This window comes from Cytobacillus sp. QJM3NY_8 (assembly GCF_056173585.1).
In genome coordinates this window covers 3,311,265-3,329,171 of the sequence record NZ_CM149681.1, presented here as the reverse complement: position 1 = coordinate 3,329,171, position 17,907 = coordinate 3,311,265, and the positions used below count along the sequence as shown (strand labels likewise).

The window sequence follows — 17,907 nt, the reverse complement described above, 5'->3', positions numbered from 1 at the left end:
GCTGCTGTTTTTTTGCATTATGCTATAGTTGATGCAGTTTTATCCTGTTTATTGTGCTTATCCTGCAAAACAAATTGATTACGCCCTGCCCCAATTCCGGAAATAGTAAAGATGGCAGTAATGGCCATAAGGAAGATAAGTGGAACGGTCCAGGAGTGAAACAGGTCATACAGTGAGCCGATGAGTATCGGTCCTGCCGCGGCAAGCAGGTAGCCGACGGATTGTGCCATTCCTGAAAGACTGGCTGCCTGTTTGGCATTTTCAGCACGAAGGCCGATCAGGGTTAAGGAATGACTGATTGCAGCCCCAAGACCAATCCCGAGGAGAACAATACTGATGTTAGAGATGATGGCATTGATATTCATCAGGAGTCCCGTTATGCCGGCAAAAGTGAAAATGCCGATGCCAAGAGCAATCCCCTTTTGGTTAGGCAGCCGATCGGCAAGAACCGGAATAATAAAATTAACAGGGAGTCCCGAAAACTGGAAAACTGTTACCATCCATCCAGCAGCAGCGATTTCCCGCCCCTGGCTATGAAGAATTTCGGGGAGCCAGGTGGTGATGCTGAAATAGACCATTGATTGCAATCCCATAAACAGTGTGACCTGCCAGGCGATGGGTGAGGACCAGATAGAACCCTTTGGTGCAGAACCTTTAGGTGCTTCCGTTTTTTTCTTTCGCAATCTGATCTGAGGAAGCCAGACAATAATGGCGATAAGGATTAAGATGGTCCATACACCAAGTGAAAGCCTCCATCCCAGGCCAAGATCTTCTGCAATCGGGATACTGAATCCTGGCGCAAGCCCTGCACAAATCCCCATTGAAAATGTATAAATGCCTGTAAGCAGGCCAACCTTCTGCGGAAACTTTTCCTTGACCATTCCAGGAAGAAGCACATTGCAAAGACCTACGCCTAAACCTATTAAAATAGTTCCTATGTACAGAGGCGGAAGCATCCCTACAGAACGTGCAGCAATGCCGGATCCCAAAATAGTCAAACCCAATAGAATGCTCCATTCACTTCCAAGCTTTTGGGCAATCCTCGGAACAAAAGGAGAGAGCAGGGCGAAGGCAACGAGCGGAAGGGTAGTCAGAAGGCCTGCTGCACCATTGGAAATTCCCGTTTCATCCCGGATTGCTCCGATCAATGGCCCAACTGATGTAATCGCAGGGCGTAAATTAAAAGCAACAAAAATAATGCCGGCCATCAGGAAAAAGGTTTTTGAATCAAATTTTGCTGAACTTCTCAACTAAAGACACTCCTTAAAGGTATTTCGAAAATCCTTCGCGTAACGAAAAGACAATATTCAGAATAGTATAATTGCTTTTGAGCTAAAAGTACATAGCTTTTAAGCAAAATGGCAATATTTTTACAGTTTATTAGATGGGGATAAATCTGAGGAAACAGCCGGATATATAAAAAGCAAGGGGAGGTACCCCTTACTTCTATTTTAATACTGATTCTAATGCATCAAGAATTTTAGAAAGCCAATTCATATAAAACTCATTTAACCCTTTATAATGCTCCTGGATCAGGTTCGGAATGACGTCTTGGTAATCATGCTTCACTTCACTTTCTGTCTTCAGATCGGAGATCCAGGATTTAATATGCTCTGCTGCTGCAGGGACTTCGGGTGATTCGATAAATAATAGGGCTGGATAAAGGGAACGAGGTTCAGGCATCCGTTTTTTAAACACCTCAATGATCTCTTCTGAAAGCTGATTTTTTCCTTCTTCAGTAATTTGATAGACAGTGCGGTTTGGCCGGTTATTCACCTGTTCCCGCTTTTCCGCCTGGATCCACTTATGTTTTTCGAGTTTGCGGATGGCATGATATAAATTGCCGTCCGTAACGGGGAATAGCTGATCCCATTTGTGTTCTAAAATAACTTTTTTCATTTCATATGGATGATATTCTTTCTCTTTTAAAAGACCGAGAATCACGATTTGCATGGACATAATAGCAGCTCCTTTTAAATAATTACTTTGTGCAAAGTAGTGAATGATTTATAATAAAGGTGAGGAGGAGATCATATGAATCTAAAGGACAAAGTTGCATTAATTACAGGCGGTGCCGGCGGAATTGGCAAGGGAATAGCTACAGCTATGCTGAAACATGGCGCTAACGTTGTGATTGCAGATATCAACCGGGAAGCCGGAGAAGCGGCTGTAAAGCAATTACGCCAGTTTGGATCGATTCTTTTTATTGAAAAAGACATATCCCGGAAGGAAAATGCCGTAGAGCTTGTGCAGGAGACTATCTCACAGTATGGAAAATTGGATATCCTTGTCAACAACGCGCATGTTTCCAGACAGATGCCATTTGTGAATACAACACTGGAAGACTTTGAATTATCCTTTAATACAGGATTTTACCCTACTGTCCATTTAATGCAAGCCTCATACGAACAGCTTAAGAAAAATAAAGGATTCGTGATTAACTTTGCTTCAGGTGCCGGTATTTCGGGCCAGGTTAACCAGGCTTCCTATGGATCTGCAAAAGAAGCGATTCGCGGTTTGACGCGAACCGTTGCAAATGAGTGGGCTAAGGATCAGATTAATGTGAATTTAATCTCACCAATCGCTTATACTGAAGGCGTGAAAAATTGGAGCGAGAACTTCCCTGATCAATATGAGCAGGTACTCAATGGAATTCCGCTTGGCCGCATGGGGGATCCGGAAAAGGATATTGGGGAAACGGCTGTATTCTTAAGCAGCGAAAGCAGCTCTTATATTACCGGACAGACAATAATGGTAGACGGCGGAACGCAAAAGTTAACATAAACAAAGAAACTGTCTCCTTGGACAGTTTCTTTGTTTGAGATAGGCTTACCTGCTCTGAAGTTAGTTAATTGTCTGGCTTAAAGACCCTTCCGCTTTTCTATTGTGCAGAAAAGCCGCCGTCAATAACTAATTCTGCTCCTGTAATATATGAAGAATCATCTGAAGCAAGGAACAATACAGCGCGTGCCACGTCATCCGCTTCACCAAGTCTTTGGAGCGGAGTGGCCTGAATTAATCTTTGCAGCACTTCACTGGATTCTGACAGGTTTTCTGTCATTGGCGTTTTAATGACGCCAGGGAAGACGGCGTTAACCCTGATACCGAAACGGCCATACTGTGTGCTTGCCGCTCTGGAGATGGCTCTGACAGCACCTTTTGAAGCAGTGTACGTGTTTGTCCCCATCCCCACCATGGCTGTGTAGCTTGAAATATTCACAACTGCACCGCTTTGCTGTTTGACCATCTGCGGCAATACATGCTTCATTCCTGCAAATGGCCCGAAACCATTTATGCGCATCATTAGATCCCAATCTTCAATGGTCACATCATCCATATGCTTCTCGCTTGAAATGCCGGCATTATTAATAAGAACATCGATTCTTCCATGATCGGCAACGATTTCTTCCACTGCCTTTTTCCAATCATCCTCTGACATGACATTCAGCAATTTGCCTTCCACTGAGGCATTTTGGCTGACAGCGTTCAAGAGCTCTTTATTAATGTCCGCTGCAATAACATAAGCGCCTTCTTCGACTAAAAGCTCAGTCATTCGTTTTCCCATTCCAGATGCTCCGCCAGTAACCAATACAATTTTATTATCAAATTTCCCCATTACAATTCCCCCTTGATGTATCTTTTTAAAATGCGTTTGCAAATTAAGTATAATCGAAAATATACTTTGCGCAAAGTAATTAGTTCTGGGAAAATAACAAGTTTTAAGGGACATTTCATTATTCTTGATAGAAAGGGAAAGGATTGGTATAATGAATGACAGTCAGTCACTTTGAACAAGGAGGATATATACATGCAGGATCGGCCGGATGATAAATACAGTAGAATACTGAACGCTTCTATTGAGGTTATTTCTGAAAAAGGCCTTGAAAAATCCTCGGTATCAGAGATCGTTAAGAAAGCAGGCATTGCTCAGGGAACGTTCTATTTATATTTTTCTTCAAAAAGTGATTTGGTTCCTGCGATCGCCAATTCACTTCTCACCAAAATACTGGATCGGATGAAGAGGAAGGTGCAGGGAGCAGAAAGCTTCTGGAGCACTTTAGATGCCGTCATTGATGAGACCTTTAAGGTTACAGATGAACATAAAGATATCATCGTACTTGTATACTCAGGGCTTGCTGTCAACCATTCCCTGGAAAAATGGGAAGAGGTATACCGGCCATATTACGAATGGCTTGAGGTTGAAATCAGCAAGGCGGTTCAAAAAGAAGAAATTTTACCAGACATTAATGTGAAGTGGACCTCAAGGACCATCATTAACCTTATCGAAAATGCTGCTGAAAGATATTATATTGGCGGCGAGCGGGATGAGTCCCTGACTGTTTATAAGGAAGAGCTTTTTAAATTTATCAGGAAATCATTAATCACGGACTAAAATTATTGGACTGCTTCCAATAATTTTTCTTTAAAGAAAAATGACTGACTGTCATTCATAAGGAGTTGAGAGCAAATGAAATGGATGTTAGTATTTACAGCCGGCATCCTTGAAGTGATGTGGGCTTCAGGTTTAAAATATGCAGATTCATTTCTGGAATGGACGATTACCACTGTACTGATAGCAGCAAGCTTTATACTATTGATTCGCTCATATAAAGTAATTCCTGTTGCGGCAGCTTATACCGTATTTGTCGGGATTGGAACTGTAGGCACTTATATTTTAGGTGTGATCATGGGGGAGCCTTTTTCGGTAACTCAAGTATTTTTTCTGGTGATATTATTGGCAGGGATCATTGGCATGAAGACTTTTACGAAACAGGAAAACACTGAAGTGAGAGGTGAATTATAATGGCTTGGGGATTATTGATTCTGGCGGGCATAGAAGAAGTGGTCGCTACAATTGCCATGAAATACATGGATGGAACGAGAAAGAAATGGCCGATCGTTATAATGGCAGTTGGTTTTATTTTCTCTTTCTTCTGTTTATCTATGGCCATGCAAAGGATTCCAGCCGGTGTGGCCTATGCTATTTGGACAGGAGTGGGGAGCATTGGCATTACGCTGGCTGGTTTGTTTTGGTTTAAAGAAAAATTTGGTTATAAGCAATATTTATCCCTGGCATTCATCTTAGTTGGTGTTATTGGACTGGGGATGACATCTTAAGAACTCCTTAGGCTATTAATATCAGAAGCAGACCTTAAAAGTGATGGTCTGTTTTTTTGAAAAAGAAATTAGTTGCAAAATACAACTAAAAGAACTATACTGTAACCAAGAGGTGAAAATAATGGAAAATCTTCGCAGTTTGTTTCAAGTAATGACGCGCCGTTTTGGCTTACTCAATAAAAATTGCTGCAATGTCGGCGGTTGCGATATTTCCCTCATTCAAAGCCATATTCTTTATGAGATTGACAATCAGCATAACCCCTCCATGCAGCAGATTGCAGATACGTTAGGGACGGATATTACTACTTTCAGCAGGCAGGTTCAATCTTTAGTCAAGATGAACTTAGTTAAGAAAACACCGGATCCTGCTGATAAGAGAATCAGTATTCTTTCGCTGACTGCAGAAGGCAAATATATTGCAGGTTCAATAGATCAGCAGATGAATTCATTTTTACATGAGGTTTTTTCACAAATGAATGAGTTTGAAAAAGAAACAGTCATCCGCTCGATTCATTTGTTAAATAATGCAATGGCAAAGTCCAGTGCATGCTGTAAGCCAATACAGGGGTGAATCCCCTGGGTATAATACTTGTATATTGCAAGTAAAAGCAATCAATCCTAATTTGGAGAAAGAGGAGAGAGCATGACGAATCAGAATGATCTTTTTGTTGTCAAAGGGTGCTGCACGTCTAAGAAAGATGTATCAGAAAAGGCGTCGCTAAATAGGGATGATGGAAGAGAGTTGCCTGTGGCTATAATTGGCGCGGGGCCGGTTGGGCTGGCAGCAGCTGCACATCTGGCAAGCAGGGGGCAATCATTTATTTTGCTGGAGTCAGGGAAGCAAGCAGGAGCCAATATTAAAAGCTGGGGTCATATTCGGTTATTCTCACCATGGCGGTACAATATTGATAAAGCGGCTGCCAGGTTATTAAGCGCCAATGGCTGGGTACAGCCGCAGCTGGAAGCTTTGCCTACAGGGGAAGAGCTTGTTGAACACTATCTCAAGCCGCTGTCCAGGTTACCTGAAATAAAGCCTTTCATTCACCTAAATACGAAAGTTTTGTCAGTTGGCAGAAAAGACACCGATAAAATGAAAACCGCAAACCGGGAAAATATTCCCTTTGTTATCCATGCTGAGGAGAATGGAGAGTACAAAACATACGAATCAAAAGCAGTAATAGATGCTGCAGGCACCTGGGGAAATCCTAATCCAGCTTCGTCAAGCGGAATTTGGCTGGCAGAAGAACAGCAGCTGAAGGAGAAAATATATTATGGAATACCCGATATATTAGGGAGTGAGCAGCAGCGCTATAGGAATAAACGGATAGCAGTTGTCGGGGGTGGCCATTCAGCCATTAATGCCTTGCTGGATTTAGCCGAATTGAAAGAGACCTATCCTGAAACAGAGATTCTATGGATTATGAGAAGGAATCAGGTTGAGGATTCCTACAGAGGAGAAGAAAAAGATGCACTTGAAGCACGCGGCCGCCTCGGAAGCAGAATCCGCCAATTGGTTGATAACGGCCAAGTGGAGGCCATTACTCCATTTCGCATCCAGCTGGTCAAAAAGTCAGAAACGGGAATCGAGTTAATAGGCAGCCAAAACGGCAAGCCGGGCAGCCTGGAAGGAATCGATGAAATGATTGTCAATACAGGAAGCCGTCCGGATTTTGCAATGATAAACGAACTCCGTACTTCTATAGATTCTGCAACTGAAAGTGTAGAAGCTTTGGCACCATTAATTGATCCTAATATTCATAGCTGCGGTACAGTTCGCCCCCATGGAGAAAAGGAGTTAAGACAGCCTGAGAAGAATTTTTATATCGTGGGTTCAAAAAGCTATGGCCGTGCTCCAACCTTCTTGATGGCGACAGGCTATGAGCAGGTTAGGTCAGTGGCAGCTTATCTAAGCGGTGATTTCGCCGCTGCTGAAAAAGTGGAACTCGATTTGCCGGAAACGGGTGTTTGCAGCGTTAATCTAAAAAGTTCCTGTGATGAACCTGCTTCTACTTGCTGCAATTAAATAAAGGGGAGAATTAGTTCCCTAATAAAGGTGATGCCAATGACCATCAATCATGCTGGATCGCTCAAAAAAGAATATTTTATTTCATATATGAAATTACTCATGAATGCATTTGGATGTTCTGTTGAGGAAGCCAAAGATAGAACCTTTGAAAGGCTGTTTCGATTGCGCGAAAGTGAAATGGGGCAGGAAACGTATACACAATTTCTTTTGGCTTATCGGGATTTAATGAAACATCCCAATGATTAAGAAAACTCCGGAGAGGATGAATCATGGTGACTATTAAAGATCAATTATCTTCAAAGCCTATTATAATAGTCGCCGTCGTCACAGCTTTAAGTCTATTAGGAGATTCCATCCTTTATATTGCCTTGCCTGTCTATTGGGAAACTGCAGGCCTTGATTCAATTTGGCAAGTGGGTGTGCTCCTATCCATAAACCGTTTCATACGATTGCCTTTTAATCCAATAGCAGGCTGGATATATAAACATATTTCATTAAAGGCTGGCCTGATCGTTGCTGTTCTGTTAGGCGGATTCACAACGATTGGTTATGGTGTTTTCGAAGGATTTGCGGCATGGGTGATCCTCCGTGCATTATGGGGGATTGCCTGGTCATTTTTTCGAATAGGCGGATTATCAGCTGTTGCCGTATATGCGGATAACAATAAGCGGGGAAGTTCCATGGGGTTATATAACGGGCTTTACCGTACTGGAAGCCTGGTTGGAATGCTGATTGGGGGCTTGTTCGTTCCGGTTATAGGTTTGAGCACGGTTTCAATTGCATTTGGGTTTTTGTCCCTATTGGGGCTGCCTTTAATGCTGATTTCTAAAATAAATCAGGATGTTAAAACTCCTGAAAAGAAAGATAGAATGGCTAAAGAGACGCCTTTCATTGGAAAGGCCGGATATAAAGCATCGATAATTGTTTCAGGCTTTCTAATTGCCATGTTATATCAAGGAATAGTGACATCCACACTTAGTTCCTTGATTGAACATTTTTACGGAGAGAATATATCAATATGGAATGTGGTTGTCAGTGTTACATTATTATCAGGCATCATTCAAGCGGTAAGGTGGACATGGGAACCTTTTTTGGGAAGGACAGTGGGGCATTGGTCTGATGGAGCGCGTGGGAGGCTGCCGATTTTTATTGTGTCCCTGATTTTTGCAGGGGTTGTCTTTGGCATGGTATCCATTAGACTTCCATTAGAGCTGTGGATAGCCGTTACTCTTTTAGTAATGGCCGGTGCTACAATTTTATCTACCATTCTGGACACGATTGCACTGGACACAGCAAAGACTGCAAACATTGTATCTTTCCTTACGATATACTCAATCTCTCAAGATATGGGGGCAGCTTTAGGCCCGGCGCTTAGTTACATATTAATACAGTTAGAGGCGGGTTTTACATTTTTATATTGGGGCGGTTCGATCATACTGATTATTTTAGCAGCGATTTGGATATTGTTAGCAAAGAGGTTAAACACATGTATAAAAAAAGAGATCTATGAATCTTATTAGCGGGGACCAGAAATGATAAGTGAAACTGTTATTCGTGAAGCCAGAAAGACAGATTTAGAGGATATTCTGGAGATTTATAATCAGGGAATAGAAGATCGCATCGCTACATTGGAAACAGAGGCAAAAGATCTTTCCTATATGACAAACTGGTTTGAACAGCATCAAGGCCGATATAGTGTACTTGCCGCTGAAGAAGGGGATCAAGTGATTGGCTGGGCTTCCTTGAATCCGTATAGCAGCCGCTGTGCTTATGATGGAGTGGCAGATCTATCAGTCTATATCTCCAGAGCATTCAGGGGCAAGGGAGCAGGCGGGAAGCTGCTTTCTGCTCTCGAAATGAAAGCAAAAGAAAACAAGTTTCATAAGCTGGTTTTGTTTACTTTTCCATTTAATGGACTTGGACAGGGACTGTACAAGAAAATGGGGTATCGTGAAGTAGGCGTATTTCAAAACCAGGGTGTTTTGGATGGAGAGTTTGTCGATGTGATGGCTATGGAAAAACTGCTTTAATTAAAGGTGCGGCTATTGGTTTAGCCGTTTTTTTGTGGGCTTTTTCTTAAAAGTTCGGAGGGGGAAGAGGTTCAGACAGAGTTTCCCGGATTTCCTGTTTATCTGTCCGAAGTTGGACAATGTTCGGACAGGATCTTTCGGCTTTTTTGTTTGCCTGTCCGAAGCTGGAGAAGGTTCAGACAGGATCTCTCGGAATTTTTGTTTGCCTGTCCGAAGTTCGAGAAGGTTCAGACAGGATCTCTCGGCTTTTTTTTACCTGTTCGAAGTTGGACTAAGTTCAGACCGGGTCTCTTAGATTTCTCCCTCGCCTGTCCGAAGGAACGGAGTGCTATCTATAGTCAGCTCTTCATAGTAAAATCCCCTTGTTCGAAAAAGCCTTAAGTAAGGCAACCGCACAAAAAAACGGCTCTGTTCCAATAAGCTCTTTTGTCAAAACCAGCAAACCAAAATGAATGCAGCTGAAGTAAAAAAAGCCAACTATATGTGTAAAGTTTTTGTAAATAAGAAAAAAAGCATTTACTTATATAAGTAAATTATTATATATTAATATGTGCAAAGCGGGGGTGAAAAGATCGTGAAAGTGTCCACAGTTGAAATCGACAAAGCATCATCCATTTTAAAATTATTAGGCGATAAAACACGGCTCACAATGGTCAAACTTTTAAAAAACCATGATTGCTGTGTGTGTGAGTTTGTGGAAATTTTTAAAATGAGCCAGCCGGCCATTAGCCAGCATCTCAGGAAACTAAAAGATGCAGGTGTGGTAAGGGAAACCAGAAGAGGTCAGTGGATTATTTATTCATTGAATCAGGATAGTGAATACTATACTTTGGTTCAGACTGTGCTCGATCACCTTCCAAGCCAAGATTATTTATTAGAAAAATTGAAAGAACAGGGTTTGCGAATTTCCTGTGAGTAAGAGGGGGGAACACATTGACTCAAATAATTTTAGCATCGGTGATTTTCTTGGTCACCCTCATATTAGTCATTTGGCAGCCAAAAGGGCTATCCATCGGCTGGTCAGCATGCGGTGGAGCCATCCTGGCCTTAATTGCGGGTGTGGTTGACTTCCATGATGTTATAGATGTTACTTCAATTGTCTGGAATGCGACATTAACTTTTATTGCCATCATCATTATATCTCTTATTTTAGATGAAATCGGGTTTTTCGAGTGGGCCGCTTTACATATGGCGAGAGCGGCAAAGGGCAGCGGAGTGAAGATGTTCATTTACGTGTCCGTTTTGGGAGCGGTTGTCGCAGCATTCTTTGCGAATGATGGAGCGGCACTCATTCTCACGCCAATCGTCCTCGCAATGGTCCGGAACCTTCAATTTGAAGAAAAATTGGTTTTTCCGTTTATCATTGCGAGCGGATTTATTGCGGATACAACGTCCCTGCCATTGGTTGTCAGCAACCTTGTCAATATCGTCTCAGCTGACTTTTTTGGCATCGGCTTTGTGGAATATGCGTCCCGCATGATTATTCCGAACTTCTTTTCGCTGGCAGCCAGCATTTTAGTCTTATTCCTATACTTTAGAAAAAGCATACCAAAAAATTATGATTTATCTCATTTGAAGGAACCGGCGGAAGCAGTTCGGGACAGCAAAATGTTCCGATTGTCCTGGCTTGTTTTAGGCATCTTATTAATTGGTTATTTTGCAAGTGAATGGATTGGTGTCCCCGTTTCATTCATTGCAGGCAATATAACCATTTTCTTCCTGATTATGGCGCGAAGAAGCCCGGCTGTGAATACGCGTACTGTCATCAAGGGTGCTCCATGGGCGATCGTTTTCTTTTCAATTGGCATGTATGTTGTGGTTTACGGATTAAGAAATGCGGGTCTTACAAATATATTGGCAGACTTAATTCAAATGACAGCGGACCAGGGACTATTTGCAGCCACGATCGGAATGGGATTCATTGCGGCCATCCTTTCATCTGTCATGAACAATATGCCAACCGTTATGATTGATGCCCTGGCCATTGCTGATACGAATACAAGCGGACTCATGCGTGAAGCCCTTATTTATGCGAACGTGATTGGATCTGATTTAGGCCCGAAAATCACGCCGATTGGTTCCCTGGCAACCTTGCTATGGCTTCATGTATTGTCCCTAAAGGGAGTAAAAATCTCATGGGGAACGTATTTTAAAACAGGGATTGTATTAACCATTCCAACATTATTTATAACATTAGCCGGTCTATATATTTGGCTGCAGATCCTTTAAAAAACTTACCTAAAAGGAGAAATTCAACATGACTAAAAAAACAATCTACTTCCTATGCACAGGCAACTCATGCCGCAGCCAGATGGCAGAAGGATGGGCCAAGCAGCATCTAGGTGATGAATGGAAGGTTTATAGTGCGGGGATCGAAGCACATGGTTTGAATCCTAACGCTGTAAAAGCAATGAAAGAAGCAGGAATTGATATTTCCAATCAGACTTCTGATATCATAGATCCTGAGATTCTGAATCATGCTGATTTGGTTGTAACGCTTTGCGGAGACGCAGCTGATAAATGCCCGATGACACCTCCTTATGTGAAGCGGGAGCACTGGGGATTTGATGACCCTGCAAAAGCAGAAGGAACAGAAGCAGAAAAATGGGCTTTTTTCCAGCGTGTCCGTGATGAAATTGGCAGCCGCATTAAAACATTTGCCGAAACAGGAAAGTAAATAATATACTAAAAAACATTCAAGGGAGGGAACAAACATGATAATCACAGACAATGCGCGTGATGAATTAAGAAAAATGCTGGAGAACAAAATGCCAGCAGCATTCGCATCTTTTTTGATGGCTATGGCTGAGGACAGCCAAGAATAGGACTGGCTCTGGATGAGCCGGCAGCAGATGATATTATTGTCACAATCAATGAAATCAAAGTAGCAATTGACCCTATTATTGAACCAAACACCGAAGACCTTGTTTTAGAGCGAAGCGGAAACGGAAGCGGGATTTCGATGATCGGGAATACGGGAAGATGCTGTTAGAAATAGGACCTTTAGGGTCCTTTTTTATTTTCTTTAAGAGATAGGTGAAATCGGATCAAAAACCTAAGCTGCAGGAGGAATTTAGCACATTCTTGCGGAACTTAGTCATAGCATCGAAGTAAAAGAAGGAGCAAATAAACCCATGAATAAAAATGAAATAAAGGCTATTGTTGACTGCATGGCTGCGGGCAAAATGGCATATGAAGTACAGATGGTTCAGACGAGGCATCGCATAAAGCTTGTGGATTTCTGGGGTATAAAAGCTGAAAGCCAAATTCTTGAAATCGGATGCGGACAGGGAGATACAACCGCGGTGCTGGCTGCCTATGCTGGTGAAAAGGGATTTGTACATGGGATTGATTCGGCTTCACCTGAATACGGGAGTCCGGTTTCACTCGGTGAATCGGCTGAATACCTGAACCAATCCAAAGTCGGCAAGCAGATCAAAATAGATTTTAATTTAGATATTTTAGCTGAGAATGTGGAATTTCAGGAAAACTTCTATGATTATATCGTATTCTCCCACTGTTCATGGTACACGAAATCTTCTGCCGAGCTTTTAAGGATCCTCGAAAAGGTGAAAAAATGGGGAAAGCAGCTTTGTTTTGCAGAATGGAACACCGATATAAACACAATCGAACAATATCCGCATTTATTATCGATCCTCATTCAGGCACAATATGAAGCCTTTAAACAAGAAAGTGATTCTAATGTGAGAACCCTGCTGACTCCTGGCGATTTGAGGGATATTGCTGAACAAGCAGGATGGCGAATCATTAAAGATTCTAACATAGATTCCCCTGATTTGCAGGACGGCCTTTGGGAAATAGATAAGGTGCTGACGGACTTTAACGAAGAAATAAAGGGGATAAAGAATTTGCCTGAGAAATTAACAAATCTCCTGCAATCCGAGGTTTCGATGCTGAAAACGGTAGCAGAATCAACAGAAGTTAAGCCTCTATCTGTATATAGTTTTATAGCTGAATAGCTGACTAAAAAAGCCATGCAGCCCCCAAGAGGACTGCATGGCTCTTTTAACTCAGCGTTCCGAAGTTTTTTCAGTCAAAAAGGTAATCGCCACAAACAGTGCAAACGCCAGCAGCAGCAAGGTTCCGCCAACGATGAAGAAGACCAGAACTAAGGTATCCCCTAAATTAAACGGATTTAATGTGTACATCCACATTCCGATTGTCAATCCGAGTGCTCCTGCCATTCCAAGTATGCTGTGAATGGCAACGAGCTTTTTATATTTTACTCGGTATACCTTATAAAAGATTCCCCATGCAAATACGGAAAGCCATCCGACGAGCAGGATGTGGGCATGAATAGGCCTTAAAGAATAATCCATTTGCCCGGACATATGCGATCCAAGGTAGGTCCCGATAATGCCAAAGATGGCTGCAAATCTTATTAATCTGATGCTCCATTTTTGTTCCATAGTTTTTTATTCCTCCCGATGTTTCTCCCTGAAAAATGTAATGGTAAAGGTGGTTCCTTTGCCAGCCTGGCTGACTGCCCTGATTTCCCCAGTATGCAGTTCAATAATCTGTTTCACAATCGAAAGCCCGAGTCCTGTGCCATCTTTTTTTCTTGCTGAGTCCACCCGGTAAAATCGGTCGAAAATCTGGCTGATCGCATCCTCGGATATTCCGGTCCCGGTGTCTTTAAAAACAACTTCAATCGATGATTCAGTTTGAGACAGGCTGATTAAAATACTTCCGCCATGAGAGTTATATTTTATCGCATTCGTCAGCAGGTTGTCCCAGATATTCACCAAGAGCTCCGGATCTCCCTTGAAAATGACAGGCGCAAGCTTGTAGGAAACCTCAATCTCTTTTTCTTCCAGCCGCCATTGATGTCTGCGGATGGTCTCCTTGATCTGATCGTCCAATTTCACATCCGAAAGCTTCATCGGATACGATTTCTGGTCAAGAGAAGTCAAAAGCAAAAGCTGTTTGGTCAGATTGGAGAGCCGCTTCGACTCCTGATCGATAATCTGTACATATTCGAAGTGTTCTTCTGCAGACAATTTCTGTGTCTGCAGAAGTTCTGCATACCCTTGAATATTCATAAGAGGGGACTGAAAGTCATGAGATACATTGTTGATGAATGACTTGCGGGCCTCGTCATTGTGCTGCAGCTGTTCCTGCATGCGGCTGAAGCTTTCTGCCAGCTGTCCGATTTCATCCCTGCGGGCAATATTCAGCGGGAAGTTAAAATTCTCCCGTGTGATTTCCCTGGTGGCTTCCGTCAGTTTTGTTATCGGCTTAATGAGATGCTTGGCGAACCAAATTACTCCGGTGATGCTGACAACGGCAATGGCGACAAAGAACCATGCGAAAATCATATGAATGTCCGAGAAAAGAAGCTTATTATTCGGGCGAAGGAATAGCCCGTAATTCTGATCGTTCATGGTAAAGGGGACACCGACGGTATTTTCAAGATCGTTTGAAAAATGCCCCATCAGCAGAAATTGGCCTGCAAAACTATCCATCCCATGATAAACTTCCTGATCGGTCAGCACTTTGGCAGCTTCCTCAGGCAATTCGGTCTTATTAAACGGCTGCCCGAAGAATTCCCCTTCACCCGATTCCGTCACGATATAGAGCTGATAGCCGAGCTTGCTCATGGAATTTAAGTAAGTTTCATAAGCAGGGCCAGAGGAATGCATATTTTCCAGGCCATGAGCAATTTCCTCTGCAATCACAACATTTTGTCGGTCGATTTTCCCCTTTGTCGAAGTCATATAGACCCAATTGGTTAAAATGAAGGAAAGCACGATGCTTATGGCTAGAATCACAATTGTGGCTACAATGAATTTCCGGTATAGGGTTTTCATTTTATTTCCTCAAGCTTATAACCGATACCGCGAACAGTCTGGATTTCAACGGTTGCGCCATATTTTTTCAAACGATCGCGAATTCGGTTGATATGGGTATTTAAAGTTTGTTCGCTGCCCTCGTAATCCGCTCCCCAAGCCTGTTCGATCAATGCAGCCCGCTGTGTGATTTTACTTTTTCGTGCCGAAAGTAAGCTCAGCAGCTCAAATTCCTTTAATGGAAAAAGGATGGTCTCCTGATTGATTTCCACTTCAAAGCTTTTTCTGTCCATTAACAGGTTTCCGGCTTTGATGACTGTTTCCATTGCCCGCTCAGCCCTTCTTAACACCACGGCTACCCGGAAAAGGAGCTCCCTCACTTCAAACGGCTTTACAATATAATCTTCAGATCCGGATAAGAAGCCTTGTTCCTTATCACCCAGCTGCCCCTTCGCCGTTAAGAGTATAACAGGGATTCCGAAGTCATTAGTCAGAAGCCTGGTGAGTTCGAAACCGTCCATACCAGGCATCATGACATCGACAACTGCTAAATCTGCGGTTTGTTCTTCTAAAAGTGCTAGTGCTTCTTGTGCATTGTTTGCGCGCAGGACTTGATAGCCTTCACGATTTAGATGGATTGTGACGAGTTTCTGTATATTCACATCATCGTCTACGACAAGTATCTTCATATCAGGGCCACCTCACAGAGGAATAGGGAGGGGACCCTCTCTCTATTCCGATATTTTTTGCCGGGAAGTCTCCTTGTCTTTTTCGAAAAACAGAATTAATGCTGGAAGCAGCATCCCCCTAACAAGGAAGGTATCAATCAATATTCCCATGGCAACAATGAATCCAAAAACGAATAAGTCCGCTATCGGCATGGTCATCAGGGCCGCAAATGTAGCAGCCAGAATGAGGCCGGCAGAAGAAATGACGCCTCCGGTATTCCGGATGGCAATTTCAAGAGCGTTCTTGACTCTATGTGTCTTCCTTTCCTCGATAAACCTTGAAACAAGAATGATGTTATAGTCAATCCCCAATGCTACAAGGAAAATGAATGAATAGACAGGAACACGGGAACTGATGGATTCAAAGCCGAATAATACATCAACAAGGAATATCCCCAGTCCTAAAGCTGAGACAAATGAGAGCAGAATGGTTGCCATCATGTAGATCGGCATCTTTACAGATTTCGTAAGCGCAAATAACAGCGCAAGAATCAGAACCGTCTCAAGCAGAACAATTTTTATTATATCACCGTTGTTGATATCCTGTTCGTCCACTATTTTCGCAGTGACCCCGCTGTAGTAAGATTCAGCTTCCAAACCGGCTTCTTGCAGCAGCTCCGGTGTGTCGTCACGCAAATTTTCCATAAAGGCTAAGGCTTCAGTCGAATAGGGATTAATGGATAAAGCGACACTCATTTTAGCTGCCTTGCCGTCTTCAGAAAGTGCTGACAGGCGGACAGAAGCAATTTCATCAAATCCCTGCAGCTTCTCAGTTATCGCACTGGCATCTGTTTCATCCAATTTTTGATTACTGACAACCAGAAGTGTCGAAGGAGCCAGTTCTCCTTTGTCAAATCTGGATTCTACTATTTCATAGCCGACACGGGATGGCAGGTCATCCGGAAATTTTTTAACCATATCAAATTCATAATCAAGGTTAAAGATATTAAGCGCTGTGATGAGCATAAAAATGCCGACCATTCCGCCTGAGAGGCCAGGCTTGTTCACTACGAATCTGGCAAGCGGTCCCCAGACTTTATGTTTAACTTCCGTTTCCGTTCCGTACTGAGGAACTTTCGGCCAAAAAGCCTTACGCCCGAACAGGGTGAATAAAGCAGGAACCAGCGTTACGGACGCGAGCATGATAAAAAACATGGCTGTTCCAAAAATAGGAGCAAAGTTCTGATAATCCCGGAAATCCGCGAAGAACAGAACCAGCATGGCAGCAAGAACGGTTCCGCCCGCAAAGAACACAGGCTCGCCTGTTGCGCGCATCGCATGCTTCATCGCTATATATTTGTTTTCGTAATGGTTGAGCTCCTCCCGATAACGGGAGAATACAAATAATGAATAATCAATGACAGCAGCAAACAGCAAAATACTCATAATCGAGGTTGTCTGGTTATTAACCTCAAGTCCGCCAGCACCCATCAAAGCTATACTCTGGTTTACGACCTGGTAGACAATCGCCGTTGCCAGAAGCGGTATGACTGCAAGCAATGGTGAGCGGTAAATCGCTATAAGCAAAACAAGAATGATAAGAACGGTGGCAATCAGGAGAACAAAGTCCGCCTGTTCAAAAAGTTTAACCGTGTCTCCCGCTATACCCGCTGGGCCAGTGATATAAAATGCAGTACTCTCGAGATCCTCTGCAATGTTATTGCCAGCTTCAGAAGCAAGGTCGTTAATTTCGGCATACTGGTCATTGCCAAGCCCGTTCTCAAGCTCCATCGGCACAATCATCGTGGACTTATCTTCAGAAATGAAAGAACCTAAGGCTTGAGGGGGAAGCTTGCTGATATCGATAATCGTCTTGATTCCATCGATGTCCTCAAGCGTGATCCCTTCTAATATCTGTTTAGCTTCTTCGATATCAACCTCGCCATTTTCATTATGGAAAACCAGGATGCCCGGAGTTCCTTGTTTGTTTGGAAAATATTCCTCGGTTTTATTTTCGGCAATAATGGATTTCGCCTCATCAGGAAGTGACTGGAAATTATTTGTTTTATAATCGCCAAGCTTTGGACCTGCACTTAAGCCAATCATCAGCACAAGCCAGGCAATAATGGTAATCCACATCCCCCGTTTGGTGGAAACCCAATCTGTAATCGAATGCAGCAGTTTTTTCACATGAATGCCTCCTTAACTTATTTCAATGCCTATCTTACAAAAGGAAAATAAACTTAAGATCAACT

General features: G+C 42.8%; 20 protein-coding genes. 13 read left to right on the top strand and 7 right to left on the bottom strand.

The genetic code is table 11. The features are described from left to right. Positions 1-17: 17 nt before the first annotated feature. Together AC0VZ9_RS17060 and AC0VZ9_RS17055 are read right to left on the bottom strand one after the other, a co-directional pair. Positions 18-1,208, bottom strand: a complete 1,191-nt coding sequence (locus tag AC0VZ9_RS17060) for a CynX/NimT family MFS transporter (protein WP_475397512.1) — start codon at positions 1,206-1,208, stop codon at positions 18-20. 238 nt (positions 1,209-1,446) lie between these two features. Continuing rightward, the gene (locus AC0VZ9_RS17055) at positions 1,447-1,959 is read right to left on the bottom strand and encodes a PadR family transcriptional regulator (protein WP_475396526.1); all 513 of its coding nucleotides are present in this window, start codon (positions 1,957-1,959) and stop codon (positions 1,447-1,449) included. Positions 1,960-2,034: 75 nt separating this feature from the next. Here AC0VZ9_RS17055 and AC0VZ9_RS17050 point away from each other — a divergent pair, with 75 nt between their 5' ends. Beyond that, positions 2,035-2,784 carry an SDR family NAD(P)-dependent oxidoreductase gene (locus AC0VZ9_RS17050; protein WP_475396525.1) on the top strand — a complete coding sequence of 250 codons (750 nt, stop codon included), beginning with the start codon at positions 2,035-2,037 and terminating at the stop codon, positions 2,782-2,784. Positions 2,785-2,881: 97 nt separating this feature from the next. On the opposite strand, the gene AC0VZ9_RS17045 is transcribed toward AC0VZ9_RS17050, so the two are convergent. Continuing rightward, positions 2,882-3,616: an SDR family NAD(P)-dependent oxidoreductase gene (locus tag AC0VZ9_RS17045; protein ID WP_475396524.1), complete on the bottom strand. Its 735-nt coding sequence runs from the start codon at positions 3,614-3,616 to the stop codon at positions 2,882-2,884. A 192-nt stretch (positions 3,617-3,808) separates the two neighbouring features. Between AC0VZ9_RS17045 and AC0VZ9_RS17040 the strand changes: the two genes are divergently transcribed. From AC0VZ9_RS17040 to AC0VZ9_RS16985, 12 genes are all read left to right on the top strand, one after another. Next, positions 3,809-4,393 carry a TetR/AcrR family transcriptional regulator gene (locus tag AC0VZ9_RS17040; protein WP_009333749.1) on the top strand — a complete coding sequence of 195 codons (585 nt, stop codon included), beginning with the start codon at positions 3,809-3,811 and terminating at the stop codon, positions 4,391-4,393. Between the two features lie 75 nt (positions 4,394-4,468). After that, positions 4,469-4,804, top strand: coding sequence for a DMT family transporter (locus AC0VZ9_RS17035; protein WP_009333750.1), 336 nt, complete (start codon positions 4,469-4,471; stop codon positions 4,802-4,804). Continuing rightward, positions 4,804-5,118, top strand: a complete 315-nt coding sequence (locus AC0VZ9_RS17030; RefSeq protein WP_009333751.1) for a DMT family transporter — start codon at positions 4,804-4,806, stop codon at positions 5,116-5,118. The genes AC0VZ9_RS17035 and AC0VZ9_RS17030 overlap by 1 nt, the downstream gene beginning before the upstream one ends. Before the next feature lie 121 nt (positions 5,119-5,239). After that, the gene (locus tag AC0VZ9_RS17025) at positions 5,240-5,689 is read left to right on the top strand and encodes a MarR family winged helix-turn-helix transcriptional regulator (protein ID WP_009333752.1); all 450 of its coding nucleotides are present in this window, start codon (positions 5,240-5,242) and stop codon (positions 5,687-5,689) included. 72 nt (positions 5,690-5,761) lie between these two features. Further along, positions 5,762-7,141 (top strand): FAD-dependent oxidoreductase, encoded by a 1,380-nt coding sequence (locus AC0VZ9_RS17020; protein ID WP_475396523.1) that lies wholly within the window; start codon positions 5,762-5,764, stop codon positions 7,139-7,141. Positions 7,142-7,180: 39 nt separating this feature from the next. Beyond that, entirely contained in the window at positions 7,181-7,390 is a 210-nt protein-coding gene (locus AC0VZ9_RS17015; protein WP_034296789.1) for a hypothetical protein, read from the top strand. Positions 7,391-7,413: 23 nt separating this feature from the next. Further along, positions 7,414-8,664, top strand: coding sequence for an MFS transporter (locus tag AC0VZ9_RS17010; protein WP_475396522.1), 1,251 nt, complete (start codon positions 7,414-7,416; stop codon positions 8,662-8,664). A gap of 12 nt (positions 8,665-8,676) precedes the next feature. After that, entirely contained in the window at positions 8,677-9,174 is a 498-nt protein-coding gene (locus AC0VZ9_RS17005) for an arsinothricin resistance N-acetyltransferase ArsN1 family A (protein WP_475396521.1), read from the top strand. A 574-nt stretch (positions 9,175-9,748) separates the two neighbouring features. Next, the gene (locus tag AC0VZ9_RS17000) at positions 9,749-10,093 is read left to right on the top strand and encodes an ArsR/SmtB family transcription factor (RefSeq protein WP_019382351.1); all 345 of its coding nucleotides are present in this window, start codon (positions 9,749-9,751) and stop codon (positions 10,091-10,093) included. Positions 10,094-10,107: 14 nt separating this feature from the next. After that, on the top strand, positions 10,108-11,403 hold the full coding sequence (locus AC0VZ9_RS16995) for an arsenic transporter (protein WP_475396520.1): 1,296 nt from the start codon (positions 10,108-10,110) through the stop codon (positions 11,401-11,403). Positions 11,404-11,431: 28 nt separating this feature from the next. Next, the gene (gene arsC / locus AC0VZ9_RS16990; protein WP_019382349.1) at positions 11,432-11,851 is read left to right on the top strand and encodes an arsenate reductase (thioredoxin); all 420 of its coding nucleotides are present in this window, start codon (positions 11,432-11,434) and stop codon (positions 11,849-11,851) included. 457 nt (positions 11,852-12,308) lie between these two features. Continuing rightward, a complete protein-coding gene (locus AC0VZ9_RS16985; RefSeq protein ID WP_475396519.1) occupies positions 12,309-13,154 on the top strand; it encodes a class I SAM-dependent methyltransferase in 846 nt (281 codons plus the stop codon). 51 nt (positions 13,155-13,205) lie between these two features. Here AC0VZ9_RS16985 and AC0VZ9_RS16980 read toward each other — a convergent pair whose 3' ends face one another. The 4 genes from AC0VZ9_RS16980 to AC0VZ9_RS16965 are packed head-to-tail and all read right to left on the bottom strand — an operon-like array spanning position 13,206 to position 17,842. Beyond that, a complete protein-coding gene (locus tag AC0VZ9_RS16980; RefSeq protein ID WP_475396518.1) occupies positions 13,206-13,604 on the bottom strand; it encodes a hypothetical protein in 399 nt (132 codons plus the stop codon). Between the two features lie 6 nt (positions 13,605-13,610). After that, on the bottom strand, positions 13,611-15,005 hold the full coding sequence (locus AC0VZ9_RS16975; protein ID WP_217025554.1) for a sensor histidine kinase: 1,395 nt from the start codon (positions 15,003-15,005) through the stop codon (positions 13,611-13,613). Next, positions 15,002-15,673 carry a response regulator transcription factor gene (locus AC0VZ9_RS16970; protein ID WP_475396517.1) on the bottom strand — a complete coding sequence of 224 codons (672 nt, stop codon included), beginning with the start codon at positions 15,671-15,673 and terminating at the stop codon, positions 15,002-15,004. Before AC0VZ9_RS16970 ends, AC0VZ9_RS16975 begins: the two co-directional genes overlap by 4 nt. Positions 15,674-15,715: 42 nt before the next feature. Beyond that, the gene (locus tag AC0VZ9_RS16965) at positions 15,716-17,842 is read right to left on the bottom strand and encodes an MMPL family transporter (RefSeq protein WP_251175285.1); all 2,127 of its coding nucleotides are present in this window, start codon (positions 17,840-17,842) and stop codon (positions 15,716-15,718) included. Between the last annotated feature and the right edge of the window lie 65 nt (positions 17,843-17,907).

What these genes read in the sequence shown, in the direction of transcription:
- AC0VZ9_RS17060 (WP_475397512.1), bottom strand. Translation starts at nt 1,208, where the DNA reads ATGGCCGGCATTATTTTTGTTGCTTTTAATTTACGCCCTGCGATTACA.
- AC0VZ9_RS17055 (WP_475396526.1), bottom strand. Translation starts at nt 1,959, where the DNA reads ATGTCCATGCAAATCGTGATTCTCGGTCTTTTAAAAGAGAAAGAATAT.
- AC0VZ9_RS17050 (WP_475396525.1), top strand. Translation starts at nt 2,035, where the DNA reads ATGAATCTAAAGGACAAAGTTGCATTAATTACAGGCGGTGCCGGCGGA.
- AC0VZ9_RS17045 (WP_475396524.1), bottom strand. Translation starts at nt 3,616, where the DNA reads ATGGGGAAATTTGATAATAAAATTGTATTGGTTACTGGCGGAGCATCT.
- AC0VZ9_RS17040 (WP_009333749.1), top strand. Translation starts at nt 3,809, where the DNA reads ATGCAGGATCGGCCGGATGATAAATACAGTAGAATACTGAACGCTTCT.
- AC0VZ9_RS17035 (WP_009333750.1), top strand. Translation starts at nt 4,469, where the DNA reads ATGAAATGGATGTTAGTATTTACAGCCGGCATCCTTGAAGTGATGTGG.
- AC0VZ9_RS17030 (WP_009333751.1), top strand. Translation starts at nt 4,804, where the DNA reads ATGGCTTGGGGATTATTGATTCTGGCGGGCATAGAAGAAGTGGTCGCT.
- AC0VZ9_RS17025 (WP_009333752.1), top strand. Translation starts at nt 5,240, where the DNA reads ATGGAAAATCTTCGCAGTTTGTTTCAAGTAATGACGCGCCGTTTTGGC.
- AC0VZ9_RS17020 (WP_475396523.1), top strand. Translation starts at nt 5,762, where the DNA reads ATGACGAATCAGAATGATCTTTTTGTTGTCAAAGGGTGCTGCACGTCT.
- AC0VZ9_RS17015 (WP_034296789.1), top strand. Translation starts at nt 7,181, where the DNA reads ATGACCATCAATCATGCTGGATCGCTCAAAAAAGAATATTTTATTTCA.
- AC0VZ9_RS17010 (WP_475396522.1), top strand. Translation starts at nt 7,414, where the DNA reads ATGGTGACTATTAAAGATCAATTATCTTCAAAGCCTATTATAATAGTC.
- AC0VZ9_RS17005 (WP_475396521.1), top strand. Translation starts at nt 8,677, where the DNA reads ATGATAAGTGAAACTGTTATTCGTGAAGCCAGAAAGACAGATTTAGAG.
- arsC (WP_019382349.1), top strand. Translation starts at nt 11,432, where the DNA reads ATGACTAAAAAAACAATCTACTTCCTATGCACAGGCAACTCATGCCGC.
- AC0VZ9_RS16985 (WP_475396519.1), top strand. Translation starts at nt 12,309, where the DNA reads ATGAATAAAAATGAAATAAAGGCTATTGTTGACTGCATGGCTGCGGGC.
- AC0VZ9_RS16980 (WP_475396518.1), bottom strand. Translation starts at nt 13,604, where the DNA reads ATGGAACAAAAATGGAGCATCAGATTAATAAGATTTGCAGCCATCTTT.
- AC0VZ9_RS16975 (WP_217025554.1), bottom strand. Translation starts at nt 15,005, where the DNA reads ATGAAAACCCTATACCGGAAATTCATTGTAGCCACAATTGTGATTCTA.
- AC0VZ9_RS16970 (WP_475396517.1), bottom strand. Translation starts at nt 15,673, where the DNA reads ATGAAGATACTTGTCGTAGACGATGATGTGAATATACAGAAACTCGTC.